Here is a 19,507-nt window from a genome sequence, read left to right on the forward strand (position 1 = left end):
GGGGAGTGATGTCTTCCCTCACCGAAGGCAGAGCTGTCGAACTCACCATCGGCGGCATGACGTGCGCCTCCTGCGCCAACCGCATCGAGCGCAAGCTGAACAAGCTCGACGGTGTGACCGCGACCGTCAACTACGCGACGGAGAAGGCGAAAATCACCTTCCCCGAGGACATTGATCCGCAGCAGTTGATCACTGAGGTGGAGAAGGTGGGTTACACAGCCGCTCTGCCCGCCCCGCCCAAGACGGAAGCGCAGCGGCAGGAGGAGCCGGAGGACGAGCTGCGGCCGCTGCGTCAGCGCCTGCGCACCGCGTTGGTGCTGAGCGTGCCGGTGGTGGCGATGGCGATGATCCCGGCGCTGCAGTTCACCAACTGGCAGTGGCTGTCGCTGGTGCTGGCCGCGCCGGTGGTGGTGTACGCGGGCTGGCCGTTCCACAAGGCCGCCTGGACCAACCTCCGGCACGGCGCCGCCACCATGGACACGCTGATCTCGCTGGGCACGCTGGCCGCGCTCGGGTGGTCGCTGTGGGCCTTGTTCTTCGGCACCGCGGGCACGCCCGGCATGACGCATCCCTTCTCGTTCACCATCGAGCGCTCCGACGGGTCGGGCAACATCTACCTCGAGACGGCGGCGGCGGTGACCGCGTTCATCCTGGCCGGTCGCTACTTCGAGGCCCGCGCCAAACGCCGCGCCGGCGCGGCCCTGAAGGCGCTGCTGGAACTGGGCGCCAAAGAGGTCGAACTGGCCGACGGCCGCCGCATCCCCACCGAGCAGCTGCAGGTCGGCGACACCTTCGTCGTCCGGCCGGGCGAGAAGATCGCCACGGACGGCGTGATCGCCGAGGGCAGCTCCGCCGTGGACGCCTCGATGCTGACCGGCGAATCCGTACCCGTCGAGGTGAAGCCCGGCGACGCGGTCACCGGCGCGACGGTGAACGCGGGCGGCCGCCTGATCGTCAAGGCCACCCGAGTGGGCGCGGACACCCAGCTGGCGCAGATGGCCAGGCTGGTCGAGGAGGCGCAGACCGGCAAGGCACAGGTGCAGCGGCTGGCCGACCGCATCTCGGGGATCTTCGTACCGATCGTGATCGCGTTGGCGGTCGGGACGCTCGGATACTGGCTCGGCACGGGCAACGGGGTGGCGGCGGCGTTCACCGCGGCGGTCGCCGTGCTGATCATCGCCTGCCCCTGCGCGCTGGGCCTGGCCACGCCGACCGCGCTGCTGGTCGGCACCGGGCGGGGCGCACAGCTGGGCATCCTGATCAAGGGTCCGGAAGTGCTGGAGTCGACCCGCAAGGTCGACACGATCGTGCTGGACAAGACCGGCACGGTCACCGAGGGCAAGATGACCCTGGTCGCCGTCCACCTGGCCGAGGGGGAGAACCGCGAAGAGGTTCTCAGGCTGGCGGGCGCGCTGGAGCACGCCTCCGAGCACCCGATCGCCCAGGCCATCGCCCGCGAGGCCCGATCCGACGCCACGGTGGAGGACTTCGCCAACGTCGAAGGGCTCGGCGTACAGGGCATCGTCGACGGCCACGCGGTGCTGGTCGGCCGTCCCCGGCTGCTGGCGGAGTGGTCCCAGCACCTGCCCGTCGATCTGGAACGCGAGCTCGCCGACGAGCAGGCCAAGGGCCGCACCGCGGTCGCGGTCGGCTGGGACGGCCAGGCCCGCGCGGTGCTGGTGGTGGCCGACGTGGTCAAGCCGACCAGCAAGCAGGCCATCGCCGACCTGCGGGCGCTCGGCCTGACGCCGGTGCTGCTGACCGGCGACAACGAGGCGGTGGCCCGTACGGTGGCGGCCGAGGTGGGCATCGACGACGTGATCGCCGAGGTGCTGCCCGCCGACAAGGTCGATGCCGTCAAGAAGCTGCAGGCCGAGGGCAAGGTCGTGGCCATGGTGGGTGACGGGGTCAACGACGCCGCCGCCCTCGCCCAGGCCGACCTGGGGCTGGCGATGGGCACCGGCACCGACGCCGCCATCGAGGCCTCCGACCTCACTCTGGTCAGGGGCGATCTGCGGGTGGCGGCCGACGCGCTGCGCCTGTCCCGCCGCACGCTGTCGACCATCAAGGGCAACCTGTTCTGGGCGTTCGCCTACAACGTGGCCGCCCTGCCACTGGCCGCGCTCGGCCTGCTCAACCCGATGATCGCGGGGGCGGCGATGGCGTTCTCCAGCGTGTTCGTGGTGAGCAACAGCCTGCGCCTGCGCCGCTTCAAGTAACCGCTCGCGTGGCCGAAGGCGCTCACCGCCTCTGGTCAGCCCCGCTGGTGGTGAAGTTGGACAGGCCTGCGGCGGTGCCGATGACCATGCCCAGCACCTCGCCGATGGCGCTGGAACGAGACGAACGAGACGCACCGCCGTACCGTGCATGACGCGATCCTGGACGCGGCCTGGCCTCAGGAGTGCGTGCAGTCGTCGAACGGCGGGTCGTAGGGTGGCCGTATGGTGAAGACCGCGGCACGGCAGCCGGCACCCGCCCGGCGTGCGGACGCCGAGCGCAACATCGCCGCGATCCTCCAGGCGGGGACCCGGCTGCTCAGCGCCGACCCAACGGCCAGCGTGGCCGACATCGCCAAGGCCGCCGGGGTGGGCAGGGTCACCCTTTACGGTCACTTCCCGTCGCGGGAGGCACTGGTGGACGCGGTGCTCGACCACGCGGTCGGCGTGGCGGAGGCGGTGCTGGCGGACGATTCGATCGACACGGCACCCGCGCCCGAGGCCATGGCCAAGCTGCTGCGGTCGTCCTGGGAGATCCTCGACCGGCATCGCCGCCTGTTCCTGGCCGCCGACCGGACACTGGCCACGGAGCGGATCAGGAAGCACCACGACCGGCCATTGCAGCGGGTGGAGCGGCTCATCGCGCGCGGTCAGCGCGCCGGTGACTTCCGTACCGACCTGCCCCTGGCCTGGCTGGTGACGACGTTCTTCTCGATCATCCACAGCGCGGCGCAGGAGCGCGAGGCCGGGCGTCTGGCGGCCGAGGAGGTCGAGCCGGTGCTGGTCAAGACGATGCTGTCGCTGCTGTCCGAGCCCGCCTGACCACGGCCTCCGCAGGCTCCATCCAGCGGCTCATCCCGAATGAACCCTACCTGAGTATGGTTCATGGGTGCTAACTTGAACATCAGTGTTCAAGTTAAGGAGACTTCGGATGAGTCCTGACATGCCTCCCGCCCACACACGCTCGGGCGGGTGGGGCCTGCTCGTGCTGCTGTGCCTGGCCCAGTTCATGTTGATCGTCGACATCACGGTGGTGCAGGTGGCGCTGCCGACCATCGGTACGGACCTCGCGCTCGACCGCGAGTCGCTGACCTGGGTGGTGACCACGTACACGCTCTGCTTCGGCGGCCTCATGGTGCTCGGCGGCCGGCTCGCCGACGCGTGGGGCGCCCGCCGCACGCTCATGATGGGGCTGGGACTGTTCACGGCGGCCTCGCTGGTGTGCGGGCTGGCCGGGAGCGGCGTGATGCTCATCGCCGGGCGAGCGCTCCAGGGCGTCGGAGCGGCGCTGCTCTCCCCGGCGGCCCTGGCCGTCATCACCACCACCTACCAGGGCGAACGGCGCGGCCGGGCGCTCGGCGTCTGGGCGGCCATCGGCGGTACGGGGGCGGCCCTGGGCGTGCTGCTCGGCGGCGTGCTGACCGCCGGGCCGGGCTGGACGTGGGTGTTCATCGTCAACGTCCCGATCGGGCTGGTGGTGCTCGCCGCCGTGCCCGCCGTCGTACCGGCCATGCCCGGGCGGAGCGAGCGGGTCGACGTACCCGGCGCCCTGGTCGTCACCCTGGCGACGGCCCTGCTGATCTACGGACTGGTAACGGCGGGCGACGCCGGCTGGGGCGCGGCGGGCACGGTGCTGCCGCTGGTGGGGGCCGTGCTGCTGTACGCGCTGTTCGTGGTCGTCGAGCGGTCGGTACGCTCCCCGCTCATGCGCGCCGAGACCCTGGCCAGACGGCCGGTGATCTCGGGGACGTTCGTCATGCTGATGGCTACTGGGCTGATGCTGGGGTTGTTCTTCCTCAGCTCGCTCTACCTTCAGAACGTGCTGCGGTTCAGCGCGCTGGAGACCGGGCTGCTGTTCCTGCCCGTGGCCATCGCGATCACGATCGGCGCGCAGCTCGGCGGCCATCTCATCGGCCGGATCGGCGGACGGCCGGTGGCGGTGGTGTCCTTCGTGGTGACCGCGGCCGGGGCGGCGCTGATGACCCGCATCTCGCCCGACGCCAGCGCGTACACCACGCTGCTGCCCGGCTTCGTGCTGGCTGCCCTGGGGATCGGGCCGGCGTTCGTGACGGCCACCACCACGACCATGGCGAACATCCCGCCCGGCGAGAACGGTGTCGCCTCCGGCGTCATCAACACCTTCCACGAACTCGGCGGCTCGATCGGGGTGGCCGTCGTCTCCACGGTCGCCGCGTCCAGCCTGGTTCCCGGCTCGGCGGCGGGCATCGGCGGCTTCGTGTCGGGGCTCACGCTGTGCGCCGTCGCCGCGGCTGCCGCGGCAGCCGTCGCGCTGTGGCTGGTGCCACCGGGCAAGCCCGCGGCGGCGTTCGTCGGCCACGGCCACGGGCACTGACGGGTACGACGCGCGTGTGCCGGGCGGCCGGGCCCGTGTCAGCGGGTCGCCTTCTTCCATCCGGATGACGATGCCGGTCCGGTCAGGCTCCTCTTCGTCCTGGAGGATCAGCCACTCCACCAGCTCCTTGAGCTGACCCGGGGGCAGACATGACGCCCCTGCCTCAAGCTGCTCGATCGAGGCGAGCCAGTCGGGCCACATCGAGGCATCCGTGAACCCCGAAGGCCGCGTGCTGAACGTCTCCTTCGACCCCCGCGCTCTGCGCATGGGCAGCCAGGACCTGGCCGAGGAGGTCATGGCGGCCCTCGACCTGGCGGGCGCCGACGCCCAATGCCGGGCCGACGCCCTCCTGCGCGACGCCCTTCCCGGGTACGACCTGGAGCAGGCCGCCGCCGACCTCCAGCGCGTCATCGGCGACTGGCGCTGACCTACATCTCTGTCAGTAGGTGATGAATCCATACAGCGCCATATGGTTCGACTTCGTGCTGCTCACCGTGTGATCGATGCTCGACGGCCGCACGGCGCCCTTGACGAACAGATAGTCGATCTTTCTGGAGCCGGACGTCACCTTCGCGCCATAGCCGGTCATGCCGAAGCCGCCGAGCGTCGCGGAGGCGATGTTCGTGCGATTCGCGTCGATCCCGATCACCCGGATCGTCGACGCGTTCATCAGACTGGTGGCGTCCGCGCCGACGTGGATGCCGGAGTTCGCGATGCCCGTGTCGCCAGCGCCCGCGCAGGCGTTCCCTCCGTTCTGTTCCGGAAGGTGCATGGTCGCGGCGAAGACCGTGGTCCCCGTTTCCCTGATCGTGAACCTCGCCGCGATGGCGCTCGTGCGCTTCCATTTGTATGCGTTGGTGGTGCCGTCGTCATTGCTCGGCGGCTTGTACAGCGTGCATCCGGCCCCGCCGCCGTACGATGTGCCGGGCTTTAACCAGCCCGCACTCCAATACGCTGAAATATCGCCCGACGCCAGGCTCAGCGTTCTGGTGTTGTAGACGATGCCGTTGGTCTGCTTCTTCTTCAGGTCGCCCAGCGCCTGCTGGGCGCACTTGTGCGAGGAACCCCACTCCTCGGGGTCGTCCCAGGCCACGATCGCCTTGTAGGTGCCCGCCGGATATCCGAACTTGGCCGAGAGCTGGTCGGCGTAGGCCGTGGCCTGTCCGGTGCCGCGCACCTGCTGCACGATCAGGAGATCGGGAGCCTGCACGCCGGAGGTGCCCGTCTTGCCGTTGTCGTCGACCAGCATCGACGTGAGGTGATCAGGTCCGGAGACCCGGGTGCAGGACCCGTCGGCGTTGTTCCTCACCAGGTTCTCGATGTTGTTGTTGTAGACACGAAGGACCCGGTCCGCCGCGGCCGTGGGCGCTGCTTGCGCCTGCGCGATCGAGGTCGTGGTGGTGGCCAGCGCGGCGGCGGCCGCGAGCGCGATCGCGCCTGATGATCGATAAATGTACGACATGATCGCAGGGTAACGACCGGCGCTGAGAGCGAGCTACACGCAAATCTTTGAGGTGTAGTCGAGCGTCGACTACGTTGATCCGACATGGGTGCGCTCACCCGGTCAGCCTGCACCGCAGGATGATCAAAACCTATGACCAAGATCTCACGGGAGCCTTCCCTTTTGTTCCACGAACGCGGTGGGAGGAATAGGGGAGGGCGTCGGGGCCTCGGGCAAGTCAGTGTGCTCGACCAGACCGGTGGATTCCAGGTACGTCATGTGACGCATGACGAAGTTGATGCCTTCTCCTGCGAACTTCCTGATCTCGGAGTTACGGGTGCCGGCCCGCACTGCGGCCAGGGTGCTGAAGACCTTGCCGTGGGCGGCGCGCAGCAGGTTGGCGTAGTCCTGGTCGAAGGCGGGGCCGCTCTCCGCCGCGAGCTGCGCCATCCAGCTTTGCTGGTCGCCATTGGGTTCGTTGGGTAGGGCCACGCCCAGCTTCGTGGCGGTCTGGCGGGTCAGCACGTCCAGCTTTGCGTGTTCGTTCATGATCTGTTTGCCGACTTGCTTGACAGTCGGGGATGCAGCGCGGGTCGCGGCGTATTCGCCTGCGGGCATCTCCCACAGGCCGGCCTGCCGTACCTTGATCAGCAGATCGCGATCGGCAGCCGAGAGCGGACCCGAGGACGTCTGCTTCCATTGAGCGGCGGCGGGGTCGACTGACGGAGGGATGACCAACAAGATCGTCACCGCGGCCGCCACGAGGAAGCCACCGAGCAGGAGGAGTTCGGCGCGCGCAAGCCTACGACCGGTCGAAGGCGCGCTGGATTTTTCCGCCATGCTCAGTTGCCCAGCGATCGCACGGCGGCCGGCAACTCGACGGGGGCCGTCTCCCTCGCTCGCGAGCGCCGCCTATGCCGCTTCTGCTCCCTGCCTTGGGCTTGCGGATGCGCGAGGACGGTGATGTCCGTCATCATCGGCGTACCTCCACTTGATGCTTGTGCTTCTTTCAGAGGTACGCGAGCCTGGCCCAACGAGTTCGACATCCCGTAGAAGTCGATCGAGCTCGGCTCGATGGCCGGCCAGAACGGCGACCTCCGCGCCCGACGAGATCCACCTCGTCACTCCGTACTGGGCACAGGCCCCTTCCGGAGTGCGACCAACCTCTCGCCGCATCGAACGACGTAGGCGCCCACGGTGACCGCCGTCGACAAACGGTGACATGCGGCGGACAACGCGCGCACATTCAGCCCCAATCGTGGTTCGTCATGAACGAGCGGCGTGGGCTCCGCCATCGAACCGAACCGGTGATCCGGCCGGCGCGCCCAAGAGTTCGGCCCATTGACCGGGCCTTCGGAGAGGGATGAGGGGCATGTCATCAGGGAGTACCGACAAGTCCGGATTGCTGGGATGGCGCCTGCGAACAGCGCGCGAGACGGCGTTCGTGGGCCGGGAGGAAGAGCTCGCGGTTTTCGGCGCGGCGTTGTACGGCGGCGGCTGCAGCGTTCTGTACGTGCACGGGCCCGGCGGCATCGGGAAGTCGGCCTTGTTACGGCGGTTCGCTCACGAGGGCGCGGCGGCGGGGCGGCCGGTGTCCATGGTGGACGGGCGTTCGCTGGAGTCGTCGCCGGTGACGTTCGAGGCGGAGGCCGAGCTGGTGTTCCACGATGCGGACGCGGTACTGCTGATCGACGACTTCGATCGAATTCAGGGCTTGGAGGGATGGCTGCGCGAGCGGTTCTTGCCGCGGGTGCCCATGGGTGCCCTGGTGGTGATCGCGGGGCGAAACCCGCCGGACATGCGGTGGCGGGCGGATCCGGGATGGGCGGGGGCGCTGGAGGTGCTGCCGCTGCGCGACCTGCGAGCCGAAGATGCGCGGGCCCTGATGGTCTCCTCCGGGGTGCCGGAGGACTCGCGCGAGCCGCTGTTGGCCTTCGCCGGTGGTCATCCGCTGGCGCTGCTGCTGGGGGCGGCCGTGGCGGTGAAGGACGGCGGGGCCGGCCGGCGGTGGACGCCGGGTCAGGACGTGGTGGCCACGCTGCTGGATCAGCTGGTGGGCGAGCTGCCTTCGGCGGCGCATCGGCATGCTCTGGAGATCTGCGCGCATGCGTACATGACGACGGAGGACCTGCTGCGGGCGGCCCAGCCGCAGGACGCCGGGACGTTGTTCCAGTGGTTGCGGCGGTTGCCGTTCGTGGCGTCGAGCAGTCTCGGGCTGTTTCCGCATGACGTGGTCCGGGAGGTGCTGGAGGCGGACCTGCGATGGCGGGATCCCGAGGGGTACGCGGTCATGCACGAGCGCATCCATACGCATCTGACCGAGAGGGTACGCGCGGCGAGCGATGCGGACGTGCCCGGCGCGGTGGCGGCACTGCTGTACCCGCATCGTGACAACGGGGCACCGGCGAATTTCCATGAGGGTGAGTTCCAGGAAGAGGTGTTGCGGGAGGAGGACATCGGCGTGTTACTCCGGGTGGCGGCGACGGCGGAGGGCGCGGCGTCCGCGCGCGGGGCCGCCTTTTGGGCAGAACGTCAGCCGGAGGCGTTCCGGGTGTATCGACGGGCCGAAAGCGGCGAGCCCGTGGCCTTTTCCGCGTGGTTGCGGTTGGCGCGGCTCGATGAGGAGGAGCTGGCGGCCGATCCCATCGTGGCCGGGGCGTGGGCGCATGCGCGGGCTACCGCGCCGATGCGGGCCGGTGAGCATGTGGCGGTCGGCCGGATATGGATGCTGCCGCCGTATCAGGGAATTTCGCCGGTGATGGAGTTGATCAAGTGGCGAGTGATCGGCAATTGTTTGCGGACCGAGCGGATGGCCTGGTCATATGTCGCGGCACGGCGTCCGAGCCAGGCGTGGGCCGACCATTTACGGCATTACGGGATGCGTGACATCTCCGAGCAGCCGCGGCTGGGGGATGACGCGTACACCCTGTTCGTTCATGATTGGCGCGCGGTGCCGGCACGGGCGTGGCTGGAACGGATGAACAGGTTGCTCGTCGCGGGTTCCACCGAAGCTCCGGGCGCCGCGACGGCGGAGCTGGCGGTGCTGTCCCGGGCGGAGTTCGCCGAGGCGGTCCGCGAGGCGTTGCGCCGACTTTCGAGGCCGGACGCGCTGGCCGCTTCGCCGCTGAGGCGCACCAGGCTGGTCGCCGAGCGGGCCGGGCAGGATCCGGCCGCGGCGCTGGGTGACCTGCTGCGCCAGGCGATCGACGGCCTGCGCGAGGATCCGCGCTCGGTCAAGTCTCATCGGGCGCTGTCCGTCACGTTCCTCTGCGGCACGCCCACCCGGGAACTGGCCGCGGAACGACTCGGCCTGCCCTTCACCACCTACCGCCGCCACTTGATGGCCGGCATCGAACGCCTCTGCTCCGACCTGTGGCACCGGGAGCTGTACGGCACGCACGGATCCAGCTAAAAGTCGGCCAGCGCGAAGCCGGCCGCGCTCTCCGCGTGCAGCCGAGCGCTCGGCAGCGCCGGGATGGCGGTGTCCTTCTCACTGATCAGCAGCTCGATCTCCGTGCAGCCGAGGATGACGCATTCCGCGCCGTCGTCCGCGAGATCGGCGATGATCTGGGCGTAGGCGTCCCTGGACGATTCCCGGAGTACTCCGCGTATCAGTTCGTCGAATATCACCCGATGAACCAGTTCCCGCTGCTCGCGCCGCGGAACGATCACGTCGAGGCCGTGGGCGGCCAGCCGGTCCCGATAGAAGGCCTGCTCCATGGTGAACCGGGTGCCCAGCAGGCCGACCTTGCGCATTCCCCTGGCACGGGCCTCGGCGCCCACGACGTCGGCGATGTGCAGCACGGGAACGCTCGCGGCCCGCGCCACATCATCACTCACCCGGCTGAAGGTGTTGCTGCAGACGAGCAGGACCTCGGCGCCGAGATCCTCCAGTTTCCGGCCCGCACCGGCCAGCAGCGTACTCACCTCGTCCCAGCGGTCGGCGAAGATGAGATCCTCGACGGTCGTGTAGTCGACCGACCAGATGAGGCTCTCGGCGGAATGGCTGCCGCCGAGTCGCTCGCGTACCCGCTGGTTGATGATCTGGTAGTAGATCACCGTCGATTCCCAGCTCAACCCGCCGATGAGCCCGATAGTACGCATGAAACTCCATTTCCCCTGGACAGTTAGCGGGCCAGCGCACGGGCGCAGACGCTGAGCCCGATCTCGCTGGAAGCCTTGACGAGCACCACGTCTCCCGGTTCGAGGAGCGCGGCGGCCAGCGTGATGGCCCCGGCCACGTCCTCGACGGTATGGACGGCCACGCCCTGGTTCGAAGACGCCGCTGCCCACGCCATCGCGAGCGGATCCCCTGCTCCGACCGTGATCAGCACGTCGAAGCGGAGGTCGGCGACGAGCCGGCCCATCTCCGCGTGCCGGGCGCGCGAGGCGTCCGCCTGCTGCCCCATCGCGCCGAGCACGGCGACGGTACGACGAGTGCCGGCCAGGGCCTTCACCGCCCGCAGCCCGGCCCGCATGGATTCGGGGTTGGCGTTGTAGGCGTCGTTGACGATGGTGATGCCGTCAGGTCGTTCGACGATCTCCAGCCGGCCCGCGGAGCGCCGCCGCGCGGCGTTCAGCCCATCGGCGATCTCGGCGACGCCCAGGCCGACTACGGTGGCGACGGCGGCGGCGGCCAGGGCGTTGCTCACCTGGTGCTCGCCTATGAGGTCGAGCTCGACCGGGGCGCGGCCGGAGGGCGTCACCAGCTCGAACGCGGTTCGCGCCCGCTCGTCCATCCGTACGTCTTCTGCTCGCACCCGCGTCCGCGCCGACCTGCCGTACAACAGGACCTGGGCCTTGGTGCGGCCGGCCATGCCCATGACGTACGGGTCATCGGCGTTGAGCAGGGCGAACCCGTCCGGCGGGAGCGCCTCGACCAGCTCGCCCTTGGCCTCGGCCACGTCGGCCAACTCGCCCCCCATACGCTCCACGTGCGCGGTGCCGACATTGAGCACCAGCCCGACCGAGGGAGGCGCGAGCCCCGTCAGATACGTCAGGTCGCCCTTTCGGCCCGCGCCCATCTCCAGCACCAGGTAGCGGGTGGTGGCATCGGCACGCAGCACGGTCAGCGGCAGGCCGAGCTCGTTGTTGAACGACCTGTCGGTGGCGACCGTCGCCGCGTCCCGTTCGAGCACCTGGGCCAGCAGGTCCTTGGTCGTGGTCTTGCCCACGGAGCCGGTCAGGCCGATTACGGTCGGGCTGATGTGTTCGAGCAGGTGCCTGGCCAGCAGGCCGAGCGCGAGCTGAACGTCCTCGACCACGAGGGCGGGCACGCCGACGGGCCTTGAGGCCAGTACGGCGACGGCGCCGCTCGCGACGGCGCCCGCCGCGTAGTCGTGACCGTCGACGTTGGCTCCGACCGTCGCGGCGAACAGGCCGCCGGGCACCACCTCGCGGGAGTCGACCGCCGCGGGCGCCGTCACCGGCGCCTCGGGGTCGCGCACGTCATGCAAGCTTGCCCCGACGACTTGCGCGATGTCGTTCAGCGTCATGGGGATCATGAGCCGCTCCTGGCGAATGCCAGGTCGATCAGGCGGCGCAGCAGGTCAGGGTACGGGACACCGCATGCGGCCCATGCCCTGGCGTACACGGAACGAGGGGTGAAACCGGGCATGGTGTTGATCTCCAGTACGTACAGGCGTCCCGTGTCCTCCTCATAGAGGAAGTCGACGCGGGACAGGCCATAGCCGCCGATCGCCCGGAAGGCGCGCAGGGACAGCTCGCGTACGTCCTCGACCACCCATTCCGGCAGCACGGCGGGGATGGTGGCGATCTCGGCCCGGCTGAGGTACTTGGCCTCATAGTCGAGCCAGTCGCCGGGCACGATGAGCTCGCCGGGCACCGAGGCGTCCTGCGTGTCATGGTCGCCGAGCACGCCGCAGATGACCTCGCGCGCGCTCACACCCTGCTCGACGACGACCACCCGGTCATGGGCGAGCGCCAGATCCACTCCGGCGCGCAGCTCCTCCATGGAGGTGACACGTGAGATGCCGATGGAGGAGCCCATGTTGGCCGGTTTGACGTACATGGGCCAGTCGAGCGACTTCACCAGACCCCAGTGGTCGGTGGTGGTGCGCCATTCCTGCCCGGTGAACCACACGTACGGGGTGACGGGAATGTCCTCCGCCAGGAACGCGCGCCGCATCGCGACCTTGTCCATGCCCACGGCCGAGGCTAAGACGCCGCAGCCCACGTACGGGATGCCCAAAGTCTCCAGATGACCCTGGACGACGCCGTCCTCCCCGAACGGCCCGTGCAGCACGGGGAAGACCACGTCGGCCAGATCGTGTCCCAGCTCCACCGGCCATCTGCCCTGCCGGTCGATGATGACGGCGACGGGCTCGTACAGATCTTTCGGCAGGGCGTCGAGCACCGCCTGCGCCGACTGCAGCGACACTTCATGCTCGGCGGACGGCCCACCCGCCAGCACAGCCACGCGCACACGTTCAGTCACGATCGATCAGCCTTCCTCGGTGGCACGGAGACAGCACCGCCAGGGACGCGAAGTCCGCACCGTCAGCGGTACGGAGACAGCACCGCTAGCGGTACGGAGACAGCACCGCCGGCGGCACGGTGTTCGCCGTTGCAGGACCAGTTCGCCGAGTGTCGGCTCTGCGCCTGACCAGTTCCCAGGCCATTTGCTGTCCAGTTCCTGACCAAAGCGCACCCGCGGTGTGCCGCGACCGGGTCGCTTCTGGACGCTCCGAAGCGATGCGCGCCCGGCCATGGTGATGGATGGTGATCTCCGTGTCGCCCGGCTCCCGGCCTGGACGACGGCGCCCCTGCCACGAGGCAATCGGTGGCAGGGGCGCTTTCCGGTCGAATGCGTCGACAGTGTCCTGTCGCTAGCTCTACGCCTTCTGCCTGGTTTCCTTGATGCAGTACGGGCAGAAGGGTTCAGGGTCGACGCAGATCTTGACGCTGTCGGAGTCGTTGGCGGGATCGAGATCCAGCTCCTTGGCGTCGGCGGTGGCCGCGTTGGTCGTCTCTCCGATCGCTGTGGCCTTGGCATGGACGGTCAACGTGGCCGAGGCGCCACTGGCCAGCGCGCCGACCGTCCACATCCCGCTCGCCGGCGCGTAGGTCCCGTTGGAGGCCGTGGCTGACACGAAGGTGAGGTTGGACGGCAGCATGTCCTTGACCGTCACCCCCGTCGCGTTGTTCGGGCCGGCGTTGCGTACGGTGACGCGGTAGGTGACGGTCTGGCCCACGGTCACCTTGGTCGAATCGGCGGACTTGACCACGCTCAGGTCCACGGCCGGGTTGACCTTGGTCACGGCGTCGCCGCTGGTAGAGGTCAGTCGCTCCGGCTCCGGGCCGAGCCGGTTCTCGTAGCCGACCGTCGCCTGGTTGGTCACCTCCCCGCCCGCGGCGTCCCGGCCAACCTTGACCTTGAACTCCACGGTGGTGCCGCCGGGCAAGCTCGCGGCGTTGGGCAGCGAGCCGCCGGCCGCGGGGGTGGCGCCGTCGCCCAGAGTGAAGGAGACCTTGCCGGTCGCGGCGCCGAACTCGCCCTGGTCGTCGCCCGCCTGATCGGTCTTGCCCCCGCTGCCAGGACCGTCGACCACCCGGAGCGAGCCGGGTACGTACGTGGTCCCCGCCGGGACGGTGTCGGTGAGGCGCACGTTCTCCGCAGTGGCGCCGCCCCTGTTGACCGCGGTGACCCGGTAGGTGACCACATCGCCGACGTCGACCGGCCCCTGCGGGCTCGCGGATTTGGTGAGGACAACGCACGGCGCGGTCGCGAAGGAGATGGCATCGAGCAGGTTGCCGAAGGTGCTGTTCCCTCCGGCCGCCGAGATGGAACGGAAGGCGAACCTGGTGGTCGTCTGGCCCGCGGGCACCATGTAGGTGCCGGAGTAGGTGCCCCAGCTCCCGGTGCCGTCCGACATGACCCGCTGTTGCACCGGAGACGCCGGATCGCCGATGTCCAAGGCCATCGTGTCGACCCCCAGCCGGCCGCGGTGGGACAGCCGCCAGTACAGCTTCGCCCCCGGGGTGGTCGCGCGATCCTGGTACAGGGTCGAGACCTGGTTGGCGTTCAGTTCGGCGAGTTGCCTGCCCTCCTTGGGCGGAGTGTTGGCCGGGTTCGGCGGGCTGGCCCACAGCTCGATCATGTGGTCGGTGGCGGTGGTGAGCCAGCCGGGCACGTGGTTCGGTGCGCCGGTCTGCGAGGCATCGGGGAACGAGGCCCACGTCCCGCGGCTGACGACCGACTGCTCGAAACCGCCGTTGACCAGCGACACCTGGTCGGGACAGGAGGCGGGATCCGGCGCGATCCGCGCAACCGCCGGGGCGGTGACGGCAGGCGCTGCGTCGGCCGGGACGGAGCCGAACAGCGTCAGCGGAAGGGCCACCGCCGCGAGGGCGGCGACCGGGTAACACATCCCTCGGATGTGCCTCATCGTGGTGTTCCTCTCGTCGCAGAGAACTGCCTTCATCCACCGGGCCGGGGAAACCGGCACCGGCGCCGGACGGCAGCCTCGCCCGAGGAGCGCACGCGGCGACACGCGACACGTGTGGTCGCACCAACAGTTGGCTTGATCTTGTTCAGCGCGTACACGACCCGCGGCATCGCAGGGCGTATTAGCACGAACGAGGTGGGATGGCCCAACAGCTCGCCCGGGATGACGTGGTCGACTTCGGCGAGAGGATGCGGGCTCGCCTTACCGCGACCCCCGTGCGACGTGCGACGGCGTCCATGATCGCTGCCCCGTGCGGGGCAGCTTCTTTGGCCTCCCGGCGTTTGTCCAGAGCATCAGCGCGCCCGACCCTTCGTACCTGGCGCGCCGCCGAGCAGTTGCAGGATCTCCTCGGACAGAAGCTCCTTCGGGCCCTTGAGAGCGTCGGCGAGTTTCGTGTCGGCGCAGAAGACCATCTCCGCGGCGATGTTGTCCTGCACGATCCGGGCGATGTTGTCCAGCGCGACGGGGATGGGCTTGGCGGGAATCTCGGCCGTGGATATATCGATCAGGTGGCTGCCGACCTGTGCCGGGTCCATGAACTTCTTAATGATAATGGAGTTCTGGTTCAGGGCGGACGTGGTCCAGATCGTGAAGACGACGACGTACAGGCCCCTCCAAGCGTCATCACCGAGTTGTTTGCGCCAGCGGGTCATGATGTCCGTGACGCCTTCGATCTGCACCTTGGACGCCCAGTACATGTTGGTGCGGATGTTCGGGTACACGCTGCCCGAGAAGTCCTCGAAGGACTTCATGTCGAAGGAGCGGCTTCGCGTTGCGTCCGCGATGAATTCGCGCGCTCTGTCGAGAATGTTTGCGCATGACTTTTGCAGGGTGTCCGGCAGCTTCGCCTCGTCGAGTTGCCGCCGGGCCGTGTTGATCGTGGTGGAGGTGTCCTGGAGCGGCTGGATCCAGCCGTCTCCCGGTCCCTTGAGCGCGACCATGTCCAGGTCGTGCGGATCGATTCTGGCGCCCTGGGACACCGGGACCTGGTTGGGCAGGTATTGGGCAATGATCGTGAAGATGCCCAGTGGGAGGTGGGCGATCGACTTCGCCAGCTCGAAGATCTCGTCGACAGGGTGAAGCGACTCCAGCACATGCCCGTTTGCGACGAGGCTGTACAGACCACCCCGATAGTCGTTCTGGACGACGATGACCGGGCTCAGGTGGTTGGTGAGGTCAGCTTTCAGCGCAGCGTAGTTCCGCCGCGTGTCGGCGTTGACCGCACGGATCGCGTCGCGTGCCTGCAATTCTCGGGCCGCATCCGACGGAGATGCGTCGGCACATGCGACGGTCCGGACATTGCCGCCAAGGAGCGTCGTAGCACCGGCTGCGGTGGCGGTGCCGAGGAATGCTCTGCGTGTGACCACTTTCTGACCTTCCTCTCGAAAGCCGCCGCACCTCACGAGGCAAGACCAGCAAGGGCAACCTCTTACGTTCAGCCCCCGCTCGGCCAAGCCGTCACCAGCGCCGCCAAACCGCTACCTTCCTCGGCGAACGCTCCCGCCGGCTGATCAGATGCATGCCCAAAGGTAAGCCAGAACCGCGATCGCCCGCTCCATCTTCACCACGGTCATGGGGCGGTTCGAGGATGCCATCCCCGCCTTCCACGAAGCCGCCCAGATCCACCGCGACACTGGTGACCATCAGGCGGCCGCTGCCTGACCTCGGATCGCCTGATCAATTGCGGCGCCGTCGACGTCCAGGGCCGAGCGTTGACTTCATGTATGTGAAATGTAACGGTGAGTAGCAAGCCGTGGGCTTCTCCAGCCCGGGACAAGCGAGGTCCGACAGCTGCGGCGACAGTGCGCGTAGTCAGGAGAAGACATGTCAACCCTCAGGCTCGTTCCGCCGGTCTCATTCACCTCACGCGGGCTCCGGTTCGCCGGCATCGCCATCGGCGGTCTTGCGCTGCTCGTCACCACGCTCGTCTCGGCCGCGACCGGGGCACGTGCCGCGGTCGGGTCCACCGAGTGCACTGGTTCCCAGACGGTGACCTACGCCCCCGGCCTCACTGACCAGCCCCGCGAGGTCACGGTCAACGGGAAGGCTGTCTTGACCGGGTGCGTCTCCAGCAGTGATCCCACCATTTCCCAGGCCACGTCGACCTTCTCCGCCACGGGGACGTTCTCCTGCACCTCCGGCAGGAGGGTCGGGACCCGGAGGATCATGTGGAACAACGGCAATACCAGCACGCTGTCCTCCACCACCGCCGTCTCCGTCAACGGTGCCGAGAGCCTCGTTTCGATCAAGGGCATGGTCGTCGACGGGGAGTTCAAGGGAGCGCAGTGGGCCGGCACGTTCGTCATGTTCAGCACGAAGCCTCAAGACTGTCTCACCGCGCAAGGTCTTGCCACCGCCTCCGGCCCGGTCGTCCTGAGCATCGGATCACTGTGACCTCATTCGGCCTCGCCTGCCGTGTCGGCCACGGCGGCCAGGAAGCGGTCCACTTCGGTCGCCGCGATGGAGCGGATGGCGAAAGGAGCGGCGCCCGCCGGCTTTCGCGGACCAAGCTGAGGCCGGCGGGCGCCGTGATCATGGGGTCAGGCGCCGCGAGCGGCGTCGTAGCGGGCGATGACGTCGTTCCAGTTGATCAGGCCCCAGAGCTTCTCGACATAGTCCGGGCGCACGTTGCGATACTGCAGGTAGTAGGCGTGCTCCCAGGCGTCGAAGACCAGCAGCGGGGTGGTGTTCATGCCGATGTTGCCGTGGTGGTCGTAGACCTGCTCGATGACCAGGCGGCGGCCGAGCGGCTCCCAGGCCAGCACGCCCCAGCCCGAGCCCTGCACGGTCGCGGTGGCCGTGGTGAGCTGCTTGGCGAAGGCGTCGAAGGAGCCGAAGTGCTCGGTGATCGCATCGCCCAGCTCGCCGTCGGGGCGGTCGCCGCCGTCCGGGGACAGGTTCTGCCAGAAGATCGTGTGCAGCACGTGCCCGGACAGGTTGAACGCGAACGTCTTCTCCAGCCCGACCAAGCCGCCGAACTCGCCCTTGTCCCGCGCGTCCGCCAGCTTCTCCAGCGTGTCGTTGGCACCCTTGACGTAGGCGGCGTGATGCTTGGCGTGGTGCAGCTCCAGGATCTCCCCGGTGATCGCGGGCTCCAGGGCCGCGTAGTCATAGGGCATGTCCGGAAGGGTGTAATCGCCCATGGGCGTCTCTCTCCTCGACTGGTCCTAGTTGCACATATCTCGCAACAACAATAGCTGTGCAACTAGCTGGCATCGTGAACGGCATGCCGACAGCGCCGACAGCGGCCCCGCGGTAGTTGGCCGGTGGGCTCCATCTCGAGGCCGCCGTCCACCATGACCTGGGACACCGCCGGGTCCAACCGGTCGGCGAGCACCTCGATGAGCAGGCCGTAGTGCCGCGCTGATCGGAGCGCGGGGATAACGCTTCGTGCCCGGCGAAGAAGATCGCCCAGCCCGGAGCTGCCTACAATTCGCCGGATCGTCGGGAGGACGACATGAGCTCCTCGGCCGTGATGCGCTCGAGTTGCTTGTGCCGAGTCTCCGGGCCGAAGGCGATGAGGGCGATCATGGCCAGGGCCATCGGGATGACGCCGACAGCGGCGGTCACTCGTACGGAAGGGATCGCGACGGCGGTGACCACCAGGGCCAGGATCAGCACACCACCGGCCTTGGTCGCTCCCGCGGACAGACCACTGGTGCGGGCGCGGATCACGGTCGGATAGATCTCCGCGGTGTAGGCGGCGAGCACGGCGTTCAGGATGCTGATCCCCCATACCGGCACGACGAGCAGGACGTACAGCAGAGTGCGGTTGGCGGCCACCTGATCGCCCAGCAACGCGAAGGTGGCGAGGGAGCCGCCCATCACCGCGGTCACGAGGATGATGGTCTTCTTGCTGCTCCAGAATCCGTACAGCAGCGCGATCGGCAGGCTGAACGGGAATCCGATGATCGCGGCGTTACGGAGGATCTCGCTCGCGTTCACCTCGGAGAAACCGAGCCGCTGGAGGTTGGACGGCATCCACTGCTGGAAGCCGTACTGGGTGGTGCCGATGCTCAGGGCCAGCAGGACGACGACGACGGTCAGGCCGAGGAACGGTTTGCTGAACGCCAGCCGAGAGCCGCGCCCCAGGTCCTCCTCGATGGCGAGCTCGGACGGCGTCTCGACGATGGTGGCGCCGTATTTGCGCATGACGGTCTGGGCCTCCTCATCGCGGCCCTGCTTGATCAGGAAGCGCGGCGACTCCGGGATCCAGCGGTTCAGCAGCAGCAGGATGAGACCGGTGGGAAGGCCGACCAGCCACAGCAGGCGCCAGCCGAACTGGTCCGGCGCGGCCCAGGTGGAGGCCAGCCAGCTCACGATGATGTAGGCGCCGGCGATGTCGCTGCCGATGAGCACGATCATCCAGCCGCGATGTCTTCTCGGCACCGTCTCCGAGAGCAGCACGAAGGTGAGTGGCAGCATGCCGCCGACGCCGAGCCCCATGACGAAGCATGTGATCAGGTTCATCCAGAACTCGGGCATGGTGCCGCACGTCGATGTCGCGATGAAGATGATCGCCGCCAGCAGGATGGACGCCCGTCGGCCGATGCGATCGCCCAGCCAGCCCCAGATGAACGAGCCGATCATGGTGCCGGTGATGCCGGCCAGCGGGTAGAGGCCGATCGGCAGCGCGTCCGCCGTCGGGTTCAGCGGTCCGCGTAGCCCGTACTCCGCCGCGGCGCCGGGCGCGAGGAACGCGAAGGCGGTCGGTTTCATCACGTCGATCGTGATGGCGGCCGCCATGACCAGGAGCAGCCCGATGTGGGCGGGCCTGATCGGCGCGTCGTCGAGAGGCGTGATGCTCACCTTGCTCAGCTCGGGCCGGCTGCCTCGGGACTTCGGGAACAGGCTGTAGGTGGTGATGCCGACGCCGATGAACAGCAGGACCATGCCGACGGCCATCTCGGTCGTCACGGGCATGCCGGCAAGGTGATAGCGCATGTCATGGGCCATGAAGTAGCTCGGCAGCTGTAACAGCACGCCGACCGTGGTGGTCGTCACGCCGGACCAGAACGCCATTGGATGT

General features: G+C 68.4%; 15 protein-coding genes. 6 read left to right on the top strand and 9 right to left on the bottom strand.

All coding sequences use genetic code 11. The features are described from left to right. Positions 1 to 8: 8 nt before the first annotated feature. From AB0H88_RS37200 to AB0H88_RS37215, 4 genes are all read left to right on the top strand, one after another. On the top strand, positions 9 to 2,219 hold the full coding sequence (locus AB0H88_RS37200) for a heavy metal translocating P-type ATPase (protein ID WP_357652931.1): 2,211 nt from the start codon (positions 9 to 11) through the stop codon (positions 2,217 to 2,219). A 222-nt stretch (positions 2,220 to 2,441) separates the two neighbouring features. Continuing rightward, positions 2,442 to 3,038 carry a TetR family transcriptional regulator gene (locus AB0H88_RS37205; protein WP_357652932.1) on the top strand — a complete coding sequence of 199 codons (597 nt, stop codon included), beginning with the start codon at positions 2,442 to 2,444 and terminating at the stop codon, positions 3,036 to 3,038. 109 nt (positions 3,039 to 3,147) lie between these two features. Then, complete coding sequence (locus AB0H88_RS37210; RefSeq protein ID WP_357652934.1) at positions 3,148 to 4,569, top strand: MFS transporter; 1,422 nt, start codon at positions 3,148 to 3,150, stop codon at positions 4,567 to 4,569. A 211-nt stretch (positions 4,570 to 4,780) separates the two neighbouring features. Further along, a complete protein-coding gene (locus AB0H88_RS37215; RefSeq protein WP_357652936.1) occupies positions 4,781 to 4,996 on the top strand; it encodes a hypothetical protein in 216 nt (71 codons plus the stop codon). Between the two features lie 12 nt (positions 4,997 to 5,008). Here AB0H88_RS37215 and AB0H88_RS37220 read toward each other — a convergent pair whose 3' ends face one another. After that, a complete protein-coding gene (locus AB0H88_RS37220) occupies positions 5,009 to 6,031 on the bottom strand; it encodes a hypothetical protein (RefSeq protein ID WP_357652938.1) in 1,023 nt (340 codons plus the stop codon). 144 nt (positions 6,032 to 6,175) lie between these two features. Further along, positions 6,176 to 6,850 carry a DUF4142 domain-containing protein gene (locus AB0H88_RS37225; RefSeq protein WP_357652939.1) on the bottom strand — a complete coding sequence of 225 codons (675 nt, stop codon included), beginning with the start codon at positions 6,848 to 6,850 and terminating at the stop codon, positions 6,176 to 6,178. A gap of 532 nt (positions 6,851 to 7,382) precedes the next feature. Here AB0H88_RS37225 and AB0H88_RS37230 point away from each other — a divergent pair. Continuing rightward, the gene (locus AB0H88_RS37230) at positions 7,383 to 9,422 is read left to right on the top strand and encodes an ATP-binding protein (RefSeq protein ID WP_357652941.1); all 2,040 of its coding nucleotides are present in this window, start codon (positions 7,383 to 7,385) and stop codon (positions 9,420 to 9,422) included. Here the strand turns inward: AB0H88_RS37230 and AB0H88_RS37235 are convergent. From AB0H88_RS37235 to AB0H88_RS37255, 5 genes are all read right to left on the bottom strand, one after another. Then, complete coding sequence (locus AB0H88_RS37235; protein ID WP_357652943.1) at positions 9,419 to 10,114, bottom strand: aspartate/glutamate racemase family protein; 696 nt, start codon at positions 10,112 to 10,114, stop codon at positions 9,419 to 9,421. The genes AB0H88_RS37230 and AB0H88_RS37235 overlap by 4 nt on opposite strands. Before the next feature lie 23 nt (positions 10,115 to 10,137). Further along, positions 10,138 to 11,514, bottom strand: a complete 1,377-nt coding sequence (gene murF / locus AB0H88_RS37240; RefSeq protein WP_357652945.1) for a UDP-N-acetylmuramoyl-tripeptide--D-alanyl-D-alanine ligase — start codon at positions 11,512 to 11,514, stop codon at positions 10,138 to 10,140. Continuing rightward, complete coding sequence (locus AB0H88_RS37245) at positions 11,511 to 12,467, bottom strand: D-alanine--D-alanine ligase family protein (protein WP_357652947.1); 957 nt, start codon at positions 12,465 to 12,467, stop codon at positions 11,511 to 11,513. Before AB0H88_RS37245 ends, murF begins: the two co-directional genes overlap by 4 nt. Before the next feature lie 397 nt (positions 12,468 to 12,864). Next, positions 12,865 to 14,418: a DUF11 domain-containing protein gene (locus tag AB0H88_RS37250; RefSeq protein WP_357652949.1), complete on the bottom strand. Its 1,554-nt coding sequence runs from the start codon at positions 14,416 to 14,418 to the stop codon at positions 12,865 to 12,867. A 353-nt stretch (positions 14,419 to 14,771) separates the two neighbouring features. Continuing rightward, positions 14,772 to 15,845 carry a hypothetical protein gene (locus AB0H88_RS37255; protein WP_357652951.1) on the bottom strand — a complete coding sequence of 358 codons (1,074 nt, stop codon included), beginning with the start codon at positions 15,843 to 15,845 and terminating at the stop codon, positions 14,772 to 14,774. Between the two features lie 457 nt (positions 15,846 to 16,302). Here AB0H88_RS37255 and AB0H88_RS37260 point away from each other — a divergent pair, with 457 nt between their 5' ends. Beyond that, positions 16,303 to 16,872, top strand: coding sequence for a hypothetical protein (locus AB0H88_RS37260; protein WP_357652953.1), 570 nt, complete (start codon positions 16,303 to 16,305; stop codon positions 16,870 to 16,872). Positions 16,873 to 17,018: 146 nt separating this feature from the next. Here AB0H88_RS37260 and AB0H88_RS37265 read toward each other — a convergent pair whose 3' ends face one another. Beyond that, complete coding sequence (locus tag AB0H88_RS37265; RefSeq protein ID WP_357652954.1) at positions 17,019 to 17,621, bottom strand: superoxide dismutase; 603 nt, start codon at positions 17,619 to 17,621, stop codon at positions 17,019 to 17,021. 283 nt (positions 17,622 to 17,904) lie between these two features. Beyond that, the gene (locus AB0H88_RS37270; RefSeq protein WP_357652956.1) at positions 17,905 to 19,500 is read right to left on the bottom strand and encodes an MFS transporter; all 1,596 of its coding nucleotides are present in this window, start codon (positions 19,498 to 19,500) and stop codon (positions 17,905 to 17,907) included. Between the last annotated feature and the right edge of the window lie 7 nt (positions 19,501 to 19,507).

Source organism: Nonomuraea sp. NPDC050680 (assembly GCF_040654555.1).
Lineage (GTDB): Bacteria > Actinomycetota > Actinomycetes > Streptosporangiales > Streptosporangiaceae > Nonomuraea.

Excerpts from the sequence above, each read along its gene's own strand:
- AB0H88_RS37225 (WP_357652939.1), bottom strand. The coding sequence starts at position 6,850 with ATGGCGGAAAAATCCAGCGCGCCTTCGACCGGTCGTAGGCTTGCGCGC.
- AB0H88_RS37205 (WP_357652932.1), top strand. The coding sequence starts at position 2,442 with ATGGTGAAGACCGCGGCACGGCAGCCGGCACCCGCCCGGCGTGCGGAC.
- AB0H88_RS37250 (WP_357652949.1), bottom strand. The coding sequence starts at position 14,418 with ATGAGGCACATCCGAGGGATGTGTTACCCGGTCGCCGCCCTCGCGGCG.
- AB0H88_RS37210 (WP_357652934.1), top strand. The coding sequence starts at position 3,148 with ATGAGTCCTGACATGCCTCCCGCCCACACACGCTCGGGCGGGTGGGGC.
- AB0H88_RS37270 (WP_357652956.1), bottom strand. The coding sequence starts at position 19,500 with ATGGCGTTCTGGTCCGGCGTGACGACCACCACGGTCGGCGTGCTGTTA.
- AB0H88_RS37200 (WP_357652931.1), top strand. The coding sequence starts at position 9 with ATGTCTTCCCTCACCGAAGGCAGAGCTGTCGAACTCACCATCGGCGGC.
- murF (WP_357652945.1), bottom strand. The coding sequence starts at position 11,514 with ATGATCCCCATGACGCTGAACGACATCGCGCAAGTCGTCGGGGCAAGC.
- AB0H88_RS37230 (WP_357652941.1), top strand. The coding sequence starts at position 7,383 with ATGTCATCAGGGAGTACCGACAAGTCCGGATTGCTGGGATGGCGCCTG.
- AB0H88_RS37220 (WP_357652938.1), bottom strand. The coding sequence starts at position 6,031 with ATGTCGTACATTTATCGATCATCAGGCGCGATCGCGCTCGCGGCCGCC.
- AB0H88_RS37265 (WP_357652954.1), bottom strand. The coding sequence starts at position 17,621 with ATGGGCGATTACACCCTTCCGGACATGCCCTATGACTACGCGGCCCTG.
- AB0H88_RS37235 (WP_357652943.1), bottom strand. The coding sequence starts at position 10,114 with ATGCGTACTATCGGGCTCATCGGCGGGTTGAGCTGGGAATCGACGGTG.
- AB0H88_RS37260 (WP_357652953.1), top strand. The coding sequence starts at position 16,303 with ATGTCAACCCTCAGGCTCGTTCCGCCGGTCTCATTCACCTCACGCGGG.